Source organism: Leclercia sp. Marseille-Q4284, from assembly GCF_916618945.1.
Lineage (GTDB): Bacteria > Pseudomonadota > Gammaproteobacteria > Enterobacterales > Enterobacteriaceae > Enterobacter > Enterobacter tamurae.
This window is the reverse complement of the sequence record NZ_CAKAKG010000001.1, coordinates 2,561,725-2,573,395: the sequence shown is the minus strand read 5'-3', so window position 1 is coordinate 2,573,395 and position 11,671 is coordinate 2,561,725. Positions and strand designations below refer to the sequence as shown.

Here is an 11,671-nt window from a genome sequence, read left to right as displayed (position 1 = left end):
GGGCCGGGGTGAGGGGCAATTACACCACCCACTCACTCTCTTCAACACCGTTCACCCGCAGCCTGCGTTTTTCCCCGGCCGGTAACGACACCTTCAGCGCCTTCCACGCCGGACGATAATCCCCACGCCCGTTGATCTTCAGGTTGATGGTTGCCCCGTCGCACACCATCTCCCACTCTACCCACAGCGCATTGCCGGTCTGATAACCCCAGCTCTCGCCGTCATCTTCAAACAGCAGACCCGAGGTCGCACCCACGCCTTTCACCGGGAACAGCTTCAGCTCGCGGGTATCGTCTTTTTCGGCTGACACATGCGTGATGCGTTCGCTAAGGGGAAGACCGGCACCGGCACGCACCAGCAGGGGCAGTTTTTCCAGCGGAGCATCACGGACGATCCACTGCCCGCCGGAGAACCACTCCTGAGTGTAAAAATCGTACCAGCCGGTTTCGTTATCCGGCAGCCAGACACGGCGCTCGCGCTGCCCGGCTTCGACGACGCTGGCCACCAGCAGGTCGCGGCCCAGCAGGAAGTCATCGCACTCTTCGAAGGTCTGCGCATCGTGCTCATGGTCGAGGAAGGTTGGACGCAGCATCGGCTCGTCATCGGCATGGGCCTGCCAGAGCAGGGTGTAGAGATAGGGCAGCAAACGGTAGCGCAGCTCAATGGCACCGCGAATGGCCGGCGTCACCCCCGGATACATCCACGGCTCGTTAACGGTGGCATCATCATTCCACGAGTGAATGGTAAAGCGCGGATGCATCACCCCGTTCTGCACCCAGCGGACAAACAGCTCGGCGTCCGGTTTATCGCCGGAGAAGCCGCCGACGTCGTGGCCGACGTTATAGAGCCCGGAGAGGCTCATCCCCAGCCCCATGCGGGTGTTGTAGCGCAGGGTCGCCCAGTTGGTGCGGTTATCCCCGCTCCAGGTCTGGACGTAGCGCTGCATCCCGGCGCAGCCGGAACGGGAGATCAGATACGGACGTTTTTCCGGCGCAAAGCGCTGCTGCGCTTCCAGCGAAGCCCGCATCATCAGCAGCGGCATCACCGGACGAATATGTTTGATGGCGATTTCATTGCCAAAGCCGTGGCAGCGCGCTTCCCCATCCCACACCTCAAACTCGTTGTTGTCGTTCCAGGTGGAGTCGATCCCCATCTCCAGCAGCTGGGTGGTCACCCCTTCCTGCCACCACTGCACCGTCTGCGGGTTGGTAAAGTCGAGGTGTGAACCTTCGTCATCCCAGAAGCTGGAGCGTTCCGGTGCGTCGGTTTCTGAATCGCGAATGAACAGGCCGCGCTCCGCCACCTCGTTATAGCGCGGATGATCCTGCAGCAGGCACGGCTTGATGTTGGCTGCCAGCTTCAGGCCCGCGTCGTGGAACGCCTGGCTCATCACCTTCGGCTGCGGCACTTTGTCGTAGTTCCAGTTAAAGACGTAGCGCTTGCCGTTGATCGAGGTGTAGCCCGACGAGAGCTGGAACGAGTCGCACGGAATGGCGTGCTCTTCGCACAGGCGGATAAAGTTCATCAGCTGGTTCTGGGCGTCCGGCGCGTCGGTGTAATGCATGGTCGAGCCGCTATAACCCAGGCTCCATTTCGGCCCGAACAGGGTTTTGCCGGTCAGACGGACAAAGGCTTTGGTGACGTCCAGCGCCCGTTTGCCGGTGAAAATGTAGTAATCGATATCACCCGCTTCCGCCTGCCAGCGACGGTAGGCGGTGTGGTAGTTGTCGATTTCGTTACCCAGATCCAGCCAGCAGCTGCTGAGGTTGTCGTAAAACAGGCCGTAGCTCACATCATCCCGGCGGGTGAGGGTGAACGGAATATGCTTGTACAGCGGATCGGTGCTGGCCGCGTTATAGCCCATCGCATCCAGGTTACGCATCTCATAGCGTTTGCCGTTGCGCTGTAGATCGCCCGCTTTCTCGCCCAGACCGTAGAATCGTTCGTCCTGACGACGGCTCAGGTAGTGCGCCACCCCGTCGCCGTGGGCGTTCAGCAGATAGGCGCTGGTCGGGCGATCGCTCACCAGCGGCTGCCACTCACCTGCCTCGTCGCGGTAGTGCCACTCCAGCCACAGCGGCTGATGCACGGTGACGCGCAGCTGTTCGGTGGCCACGGTCAGCACATCGTCCTGCTGCGTCAGCGTCCAGGTCGGGCAGCTAAAGCCGCTGAGATCGTCCCGACGGCGGCCTTCCCAGGGCACATCCCGCTCCGGGGCGATGCTCCAGGTCCGATCCAGGGTCAGTGCCCCCTGGCGCTTAATCAGCACCCGGAACAGGTTCTCTTCCAGCACATACAGGCACAGGCGGTGCTGGCTATCGACCAGCAGTTCCAGATGGTTCGCTGACTGTTTATTTACGGTCCAGTTTTTCAGGGTTTTCATATGCAATACATCCACTATCAGGCGCGCTTAGCGCGACGTTCAGCAATAAATGCCACCAGGAAAACAGCGCCAATCAGGTCGAAGAACCCCATGGCAATAAAGAGCGGGTTGAAGCCGATTTTGTCGGCGGTGACACCAATCAACAGCGAGAAGAGGAAGCTGGCGATCCACGCCGCCGAGCCGCGCATGCCGTTGACGGTGGCCATCTGGCCCTTGTCGAAGGACTCCACCACCAGGGCGCTGAGCATGCAGGAGATGATCTGATGTCCAAAGCCGCCGATGGAGATCAGCGCAATGGTGATGTACGGGTCGCGGGTGAGGGCGACAATGCCTAAGGAGATCATCAGGAAGGCGCCAGTAACCGAGCTGGCCACCACCGAGTTGACGCGGGAGCAGCCAAACCAGCGGGTATAGAGACGTGTGAGGTAACCGCTCGCCACGCTGCCGAGGTCTGCGGCGAGGAACGGTAGCCAGGCAAACATCGCGATCTGCTTCAGGTCCATGCCGTGCTCTTTCGCCAGATAGAGCGGCACCCAGAAGCTCAGTACCGCCCAGGCCGGTTCCGCCATAAACGCCGGAATGGCAATCCCGTAGAAACGTTTGTTCTTCGATACCGTTTTCAGCGCGGTCAGGAAGGGCAGTTTCACCGCCGGTGGCTCGTTATCCTGCTTGATAAACGCCAGTTCGTCCTTGCTCAGGTTCGGGTGCTGCTCCGGGTTGTGGTAGAACGCCCACCACAGGATCACCCACAGCAGCGCCAGCACGCCGGTAAACATAAACGCGCCCTGCCAGCCGAAGGAGGCGTGGGCGAAGTAGATGATAGGCGGGGCCAGCATCGCGCCGATGGAGAAGCCCACACCTGCCCAACCGGCGGCTACCGGACGCTCTGATTTCGGGAACCATTCGCCAATGGTTTTGGCGTTTGCCGGGGTCGCGGCCGCTTCGGACGCGCCCATAAAGAAGCGCAGGATCGCCAGATGCAGCCAGCTCCCGGCTCCCGCGTGGAAAATACACATCAGCGCCCAGATCCCGGCGCAGACCATAAAACCAATCTTCAGGCCAATGACGTCGATTAACCAGCCACACAGCGGCTGGAAGAGGGTATAGGCGAGCTGGAAGGCACCGACAATCCACGAGTACTGTTCCGTGGTGATGCCCAGACTCTCTTTCAATTCCGGGGCAAGAATACCTAACGAGTTACGGGTGATGTAGTTGACGGTGACGCCCAGTAAAAACAGAACCAGCACATACCAGCGCAGGTTTTTGATAACGCGGCGGGTTTTGCCGACCGCGACGGTGTGATTGATGTCCTGACTCATTGTTCTGTCTCCAGACGGACTGTAGGGGTACGGAGGTTAGGTGTCACACCGCTTTATCGTTTTTTGTTGGTGTTGCTATACAACTAGTATGGGAGTGGTGTGACAAATTGAACTTAAGACAGAAAAAGAAGCCGCAGTAGCGGATTTTGTGCAATTTTTCTCATAAATGTTATTAATAGTTTGCCATGATGCTAATGAAGCCAGTTATTACCCACTTTTGACGCTGTGAAAATTTATTCATTTAACAATCGGGGCAAGATCACAAAATGGAGAAAAGGCTAAAAATCGCCGAAATTGCTGCCCGCACGCAGCTTTCGGTCAGCACGGTGTCCAGAGTGCTGGCCGGAAAGGCCAACACCAGCCCGGCCGCACGCAGCAAAGTGCTGGCCTGCGCCCGGGAGCTGGGGGTGATGGAGGGCATGGCTGCCGGACGGCTGCTGCTTAACAGTCTGGTGGTATTTGCGCCCCAGCGCGCCTTTGACGAGCGCTCCGACATCTTTTATTACCGGGTGATCCAGAGCATGAGTAAAGCCCTCGGCCTGCATGAGGTGAGGCTGCGCTACTGCGCGCTGGAGGAGTTCGACAGCGATGCCCAGCTGTTTCTGACGAAGATGAACGAAGCGGAGACCCAGGCCGCCATTCTGCTGGGGATTGACGATCCGCACATTCACGATCTCGCCGTGGATGTGGGTAAACCCTGCATGCTGATCAACTGCCGCGACCGCCGCCAGCGCCTGCCCGCCGTCTCCCCCGATCACCGTGCGATTGGCGAGCTGGCAGCGGAATACCTGTTCGAGATGGGGCACCGGGACGTGCTGAACGTGCTCTGCCTGCGGCGGTACACCATGGAGCTACGGCTGGCGGGGATACGCGATGCCTGGCAGGGGCACAACATCAAATTCAACGACAAGCGCGATCTGCTGGTGGTGCCGAGCTTTAGCGCCAGAGAAACTGAGGAGCAGGTCAGCGCCTGGCTCAGCAAGATACCGGATAACGCGCTGCCAACGGCGTTTCTGGTGGGGGGCGATTTTATGGCGGCAGGCACCATCAGCGCACTGCAGAAGCACGGCCTGCGCGTGCCGCAGGATGTTTCGGTGATGAGCATTGACGGGTTTAATCTGGCGGCGATTCAGGATGTGCCTTTAACGGCGGTGCATGTTCCGCGCGATGAGCTGGGAACCGAAGCGGTGCATATGCTCCAGCAACGGCTGATTCGCCCGGATGCACCGGCCGGAACCTTGCTGCTGAACGGGATGCTGGCGGTGCGGGAATCAGTACGGCGGATACGTCCGGGGAAAAGACGCACCGCCGTGGAGCGGGACGGGCTGTACGACGCTTAAGCCATACCCAGCGCGCGCTTGCCGTGGATGTTCAAATCTTCCGTGGTGAAGCGTGACTGCCAGTCAGCCTCATAATCCTCGCGCGGGAAATCACCCGGCGAGGCTCCGGTTTCCAGCGCCGCTTTCACCTTCTTCGCGTAGGCGAGGTTTTTCTCGCACATCGGTGCCGCCGGAATATACATCACGTTGCCCCAGCCCTGCTGGTTCTCTACCGGGGCCACCGAGTGGATCACATCGCAGTGCCACCACACGGAATCACCCGCTTCCAGCGCCGGAATGCTGGTCAGGGCTTCAATCAACAGCGGATGCCACTTCTCAGAGATCGGCAGCACGCGCCCTGGCGCCACGCCGCAGAGTTCATCTTCCGGCACATCGTCCAGCAGCGGACGCAGCAGGATATAGGCCATCGCTTCCGGGATCGGCACCACGTGCAGTAGACCCTGATCCGGGATCATGTCGGAGAGCGCGGTCCAGCCCTGGAAGGTGCGGAACACCGAGCATTTGGTGGTGTTATCTACGGTGTACTCTTCCACTTCGGTACGGTGCGCGGCATTCCACGGATCGTACTGGTCGATATTGCCATCGAACACCCGGGCGAAGACCTGCTGATAGGCCGGAAGCAGCCAGCGCTCCAGCGCGCCGGAGTCGGTATGCGCCCCGAGACCTTTCGAGGTGGTTCCCGGCGGACGGCGACGAATGCGGTCCGGGTAGATCACGCTCACGTCCGGGTTGAACCACTGTTTGCCGTTGCTCTCGAAGGTCCACAACCGGTTCAGGAACGACTGCACCTGCGCCATCCGTTCGCTCTGGCGGGCTTCCATCTGGGCGTGTGACCAGTAGATCGGGTAGATCTCCGGGCGCGACGCGGTGAGGGAGCCGAAGAAGTTGTCACCCGGGCCTTTATAGACCTCATCAAACCGGTTGAGATCCAGATAGTCGAGCATCGCGTTATCCCACGCTAGCGCCTGCTCACGCGGGAAATGACCTTTGATCACTGCACAGCCGCGACGCTTAACCGCGTCGCGCTGTTCCGGGCTGATGTTGCCGCTCTGCACGTCGGCAAAGGGGATCACCGGCCAGACAGGATCGCCTTTGCTTTTCAGGGCATTAATTTCTGCCACCCGGCTGGCAATCTTATCGCTCAGACGATTGAACACCGCCTGCACGTCACCGATCTGCGCCCGCAGTTCACGCTTCATCTGGCGGATCGCCGCTTTATGGTCAGCAGGCAAGGTTTCACTGGTAAAGGTTAAGGACATAACAGCCTCGCTATCTTTCATTCGAAAGTAAAAGTGATTACAAGTGATACTTTAGGTTAAAAATAAGTTAAAGCAAATTAAATAACTTGATGAAGTGCACAGGCTGAGAAAAAAGAAGGGAGTTCGCCGGAGCAGGCTCCGGCGAGGGGATCAGTGGCTGAAAGGCGGGGTGTTATCGAGGACGGCCTGAATCACGTTCAGCGCGCCCTGGTGGTTATTGTCATCGGCCTGATAGCGGGTGATGGCTTTAATGTTCTCGCCAGCGTTGCCCATGGCGAAAGAGTAGTGGGCAAACTTCAGCATTTCGGCGTCGTTACCGCTGTCGCCAATCGCCACACACTCCTGCGGAGAGATATGCCAGCGCTTCAGCAGGCGGCTGAGGCCGTTGGCTTTGTGCAGGCCGGGGATAATCAGATCGACAAAACCAAACCCGCTGGTCACCGGCTTCATGATCCCGTCAAGGGAGACGTGCAGGGCATCAATCAGGTTCGGGATATCGCTGTCGGGCAGGTTCAGTGAGAACTTAAACAGCACGTCGTCAATGTCACGATAGTCGCTGACGCGCTGCAGGCGATGATAGTGTTTTGACATCAGCGCAACGAACGCATCCGGTGCCTGTTCGCTGACGTAGGCGCTTTCCAGACCGCAGGCGACGAAGTTCAGGGAGGTATCTTTCAGCAGTTCGCCAATCACAATCTGCGATTCATGCTTCGTCAGCTCGCCGTGGAAAATCTGCTCGCCGTGATCGAACACCAGTGCGCCGTTTTCCGCCACAAAGGAGATCTGCGATTTCAGCTCCGGGAAGAAGGAGATGAGCTGGTAATACTGGTTGCCGCTGGCGACAACGAACTCAATATTCCGGGCCTGAAGTTGCTGGAACTGCGCCTGAAAGCGGTCACGATCGTACTGCTTGGCGTCATCAAGAAAAGTTCCGTCCATATCGGTGACGATAACTTTAACGGTCATACATTGCGCTCCTGGATGTTACTGCGACCAGCAACATTCTAATAACAATGTGACCAAAACCACAAATTTAATTTCGAATGAAAGTGAAAAGCCGGGTGGCCGAGGTAAACGCAAAACGGCAACAAGAGTTGCCGTTTTTAGTGTTTGCACCCTCTCCCCGTGGGAGAGGGCCGGGGTGAGGGCATCAGCGTGCGCTATTCCCCCTCACCCTAACCCTCTCCCTCAAGGGAGAGGGGATCAAACTACAGCGTATGCTCTGTACGCGCGATAATATCGTCCTGCGCGTCCGGTGACAGGGCGGTGAAGAACGCCGAGTAACCCGCCACACGCACCACCAGGTCACGATACTGGTCCGGGTGTTTCTTCGCTTCCAGCAGCGTTTCGCGGGAGACGATGTTGTACTGGATATGCCAGCCTTTGTGCACCTCGAAGAAGGTGCGCAGCAGCACCATCAGCTTCTGGCGGTCGCTGTCGTTATCCAGCGTCGCCGGGTTAAGCTTCTGGTTCAGCAGCACGCCGCCGAGGATCGCTTCAGTCGGCAGCTTCCCGACCGAGCCAATTACCGCCGTCGGCCCCAGGTGGTCAGTACCGGAGGATGGGCTTGCGCCTTCTGCCAGCGGGGTGTGCGCTTTACGCCCGTCCGGGGTCGCCATGGTGGCCGCACCAAACGGCACGTTGGCGGAGATGGAGGAGGTCCCGGCGTAGTAATTACCGCCAATCGGGCCGCGACCATAGCGCGGGTTATGGTACTGCTTCAGCTCTTCGATGTAGGTCTGATAGGCACGCGCCAGCAGCAGATCCACGCTGTCATCGTCGTTACCATACTTCGGTGCGCCGTTGATCAGACGCTGACGCAGCTGCTCATGGGTCAGCCCCTCGAAGTCATCCGCCAGCGCCGCCGCCAGCTGCTGCTGACCGATAGCCCCCTGGTCGAAGACCAGCTTCTTCACCGCCGCCAGGCTGTTGCCGAGGTTGGCGATCCCCACCTGCAGACCGGAGACCCAGTCGTACTTCGCGCCGCCCTGCTTGATGCTCTTCGCGCGCTCAATGCAGTCATCCACCAGCGCCGAGCAGAGAATGTCGTGGACGTTCTCTTCCAGCATGGTGTCCACCACGTACTCAATCTCGATGGATTTGCGGGTGTAGTATTTAATCTGGCGATCCCAGGCGGCCATCACTTCATCGAAGTTGTTAAAGTTGCCTTCAGAGAGCGCTTTGACCTGGGGCAGGAACACCTTGCCGCTGGTGGCGTCGCGACCGCCTTCCATTGCTGCCAGCATCACGCGGGCGAAGTTGATAAAGCTCATCCCGGTGCAGCGGTAGCCCCACTTGCCGCCGACCGCGGTTTCGATACAGCCGATGGCGGCGTAGTCGTAGGCATCGGCTTTTTCGATGCCGAGCTTGATGAATTCCGGGATCACGATTTCATCGTTATTGAACGCCGGCATCCCGAAGCCGCAGCGGATCACCTGCACGCAGGCGTCGAGGAAGTCGTTGCTCATGCCCGCGTGGTAGCGCACGCTCAGGTTCGGCTGGGTGGAGCGCAGACGGCCGCAGGATTCCAGAATCGCGTAGGAGAGCGGGTTCACCGCGTCCATCGGCTCACCGTTGACCAGTTTCTGGCCGCCGATGGTGACGTTCTGGTAGAGCGGGCTCCCGGCAGAGGCTTTGGAGTGCGAGCCGGAGCGGATCTTGTTCACTTCCAGCAGCTTCAGCCAGCAGCTGTGCAGCAGCTCGATGGCATGCTCGCGATCCAGAGACTGGTTCAGCTCCACGTCGCGACGGTAGTACGGGTAGAGATACTGGTCCATACGGGCAAAGGAGACCGAGTGGCCGTTGGACTCAATCTGCAGGATCAGCTGGATGAAGTAGCACAGCTGCAGCGCCTGCCAGAAGGTTTTCGGCGGCTCGTGCGCGATCACGTCACAGTTTTCCGCCATCGCCAGCAGCTCATCGCGGCGGCTTTCGCGGGTTTCACTGGCGGCCATCTCACGCGCCAGGTCGGCAAAGCGTTCGATATGCAGGCTCACCGCTTCCAGCACGATATCAATCGCTTTCAGGAACTGGTCGCCGTGCAGATCTTCCAGGCAGGTGAGGTTAATCCGGGAGCGACGCTCGTCCACTTTGTGGCGCATGCCATCGAGGCCTTTCTCCAGCACCAGCGGGAAGTTCACCGCCAGGTGCGCATCGCCGGAGGTCATATTGCCTTCGGCTTTGATGATGCCGGTTTCCAGCAGCCCTTTTTGTTCGTCGGTGAACATGCCGTAGCAGCGATCCTGTACCGTCTGGCCGCGCCACCACGGGCAGAGTTCATGCAGAACGCGCTTGTTCTCTTCACTCACCGCAAAGCCAGCACCCGGACGGTCGGCGAGATCGTCGATCTCTTTCTCAATCCACGAGACGGTATATTCCGGGAAGATCGGCGCGGCGCGCACTTCGCTCGCCTGGTTGCCGATAATCAGCTCGTCATGTTTGATCCAGATAGTGCGCTGCGCCAGGTGATGCGCCAGAGCCAGCGCGCGACGGACCGGGATCGGCTTATCCATATGCTGCTGGTACATTTCGGTGTAGTGCTGCGCACGCTCGGTACAGACCGGCGGCTTCACAATGTGGACCAGGGCCGTTTTGTGCGCCTTAATGCGATCGCTCAGGGTAGTAAGATTCAGCTGTGTCATAACATTATCCTCGTAAGGTCGCGGTTAACCCTTTCCGGGCGGCATACTGCCGGGCAAAGTCCAGTAAAGCAGGGTTATCGAGCGGTTTATCTGGGGCAGAGTAGGGTTGGCCGAGCAGGGTGTATTTGTTCATGCCCAGCGTGTGGTACGGCAGAAAATGGATGTCGTGGACGTTCAGTTCGTCGGCGGCAAAATTGGTAATGGCGGTAATGGAGGCCTCATCGGCGTTAAAGCCCTGGATCAGCGGCACGCGAATGGTGAGTGATTTCCCGGCGGCGGCCAGGCGCTTAAGGTTATCCAGCACCCGTTTGGCGGAGCCGTCGGTCCACTGTTTAAACACCGCCCCGTCGACGTGTTTCAGGTCGGCGAGAAACAGATCGATGTACGGTAACGACGGTTCGATATAGTGCCAGGGCACATGCAGGCAGGTTTCTACCGCGGTATGAATGCCCTGTTCATGGCTGGCCTGGAACAGCTGGCGCGCCAGATCAGGGTTCATAAAGGGTTCGCCGCCAGAAAGGGTGATCCCGCCGCCGCTGCGATCGTAAAATGGCTTATCGCGCAGGACGGTGGCCATAATCTCCTCCATCTGGTGCTCTTCGCCGCAGACGGTGAGGGCCTGGGTTGGGCAGCAGTTTGTGAGGGCATCCAGATGGGTATCGTCGAGTTTTTCGCGGTGGATCACCAGACCATTCAGCGTCCGGTCAATGACCTCGGGCGCCACCTGCTGGCAGAGGTTGCACCCCTCTAGGCACAGGCGGGCGTCAAACAACAGGTCCCGCGACCGCTCCCGGCTCTCCGGGTTCTGACACCAGCGGCAGCCCAGCGAGCAGCCCTTCATAAAGACCACGGTACGAATACCGGGGCCGTCGTGTGTCGAGTAACGCTGAATGTTGAAGATCATAATATCGCCTCTTATTGCGTATGAAGATTAAATTACTTTCGAATGAAAGTTATCTTGACGCAAATCAACTCCGAAGCAGGTTTTGCCGTGTAGGGTTAGGGCATAGTCATTTTTGAGGACCCGATCATGGAACTGTATCTCGACACATCCGACGTCGTTGCTGTTAAAAAACTGGCCCGCGTGTTTCCGCTGGCTGGCGTCACCACTAACCCAAGCATTGTTGCCGCAGGCAAAACGCCGCTCGAGGTGCTACTGCCTCAGCTGCAGGAAGCGATGGGCGGTCAGGGCCGTCTGTTTGCCCAGGTGATGGCCACCACCGCAGACGAGATGGTGGAAGACGCGCTGAAGCTGCGCGGTATCGTCGCCGATCTGGTGGTGAAGGTGCCGGTGACGGCGGAAGGGCTGGCGGCAATCAAGATGCTGAAAGCACAGGGGGTACCAACCCTTGGTACGGCGGTGTATAGCGCAGCGCAGGGGATGATGGCGGCGCTGGCGGGGGCGGAGTATGTCGCCCCGTACGTGAACCGCGTGGATGCGCAGGGCGGGGACGGGATCCAGACGGTGGCCGAGCTCCAGCAACTGCTGACCCTGCACATGCCGCAGTCAAAAGTGCTGGCGGCGAGCTTCAAAACCCCGCGTCAGGCGCTGGATTGCCTGCTGGCGGGCTGTGAATCCATCACCCTGCCGCTGGATGTGGCTCAGCAGCTGATTACCTCTCCGGCGGTGGATGCGGCGATTGCGAAGTTCGAGCAGGACTGGCAGAACGCCTTTGGACGGACGTCGATCTAGTGGGTGCGGCTTGATGCCCTCACCCCGGCCCTCTCC

The 11,671-nt window shown here is 59.2% G+C and carries 8 protein-coding genes; 2 read left to right on the top strand and 6 right to left on the bottom strand.

Translation table 11 applies throughout. From position 1 onward, the window contains the following. Positions 1-19 precede the first annotated feature (19 nt). Positions 20-2,383 (bottom strand): glycoside hydrolase family 31 protein, encoded by a 2,364-nt coding sequence (locus tag LG383_RS12155; RefSeq protein ID WP_225759241.1) that lies wholly within the window; start codon positions 2,381-2,383, stop codon positions 20-22. A gap of 17 nt (positions 2,384-2,400) precedes the next feature. After that, on the bottom strand, positions 2,401-3,702 hold the full coding sequence (locus LG383_RS12150) for an MFS transporter (protein WP_166181929.1): 1,302 nt from the start codon (positions 3,700-3,702) through the stop codon (positions 2,401-2,403). A 266-nt stretch (positions 3,703-3,968) separates the two neighbouring features. On the opposite strand from LG383_RS12150, the gene LG383_RS12145 reads away from it, so the two are divergent. Next, positions 3,969-5,042: a LacI family DNA-binding transcriptional regulator gene (locus LG383_RS12145; RefSeq protein WP_225759240.1), complete on the top strand. Its 1,074-nt coding sequence runs from the start codon at positions 3,969-3,971 to the stop codon at positions 5,040-5,042. Here LG383_RS12145 and LG383_RS12140 read toward each other — a convergent pair. From LG383_RS12140 to LG383_RS12125, 4 genes are all read right to left on the bottom strand, one after another. After that, complete coding sequence (locus LG383_RS12140) at positions 5,039-6,301, bottom strand: DUF1479 domain-containing protein (RefSeq protein ID WP_225759239.1); 1,263 nt, start codon at positions 6,299-6,301, stop codon at positions 5,039-5,041. The two genes, LG383_RS12145 and LG383_RS12140, sit on opposite strands and share 4 nt — an antisense overlap. Positions 6,302-6,451: 150 nt before the next feature. Beyond that, the gene (locus LG383_RS12135; RefSeq protein ID WP_225759238.1) at positions 6,452-7,267 is read right to left on the bottom strand and encodes a Cof-type HAD-IIB family hydrolase; all 816 of its coding nucleotides are present in this window, start codon (positions 7,265-7,267) and stop codon (positions 6,452-6,454) included. Positions 7,268-7,509: 242 nt separating this feature from the next. Continuing rightward, a complete protein-coding gene (locus LG383_RS12130; RefSeq protein ID WP_225759237.1) occupies positions 7,510-9,942 on the bottom strand; it encodes a formate C-acetyltransferase/glycerol dehydratase family glycyl radical enzyme in 2,433 nt (810 codons plus the stop codon). Between the two features lie 4 nt (positions 9,943-9,946). Beyond that, complete coding sequence (locus LG383_RS12125; RefSeq protein ID WP_225759236.1) at positions 9,947-10,846, bottom strand: glycyl-radical enzyme activating protein; 900 nt, start codon at positions 10,844-10,846, stop codon at positions 9,947-9,949. A 126-nt stretch (positions 10,847-10,972) separates the two neighbouring features. Between LG383_RS12125 and fsa the strand changes: the two genes are divergently transcribed. Next, positions 10,973-11,635: a fructose-6-phosphate aldolase gene (fsa, locus tag LG383_RS12120; protein WP_225759235.1), complete on the top strand. Its 663-nt coding sequence runs from the start codon at positions 10,973-10,975 to the stop codon at positions 11,633-11,635. Positions 11,636-11,671 lie beyond the last annotated feature (36 nt).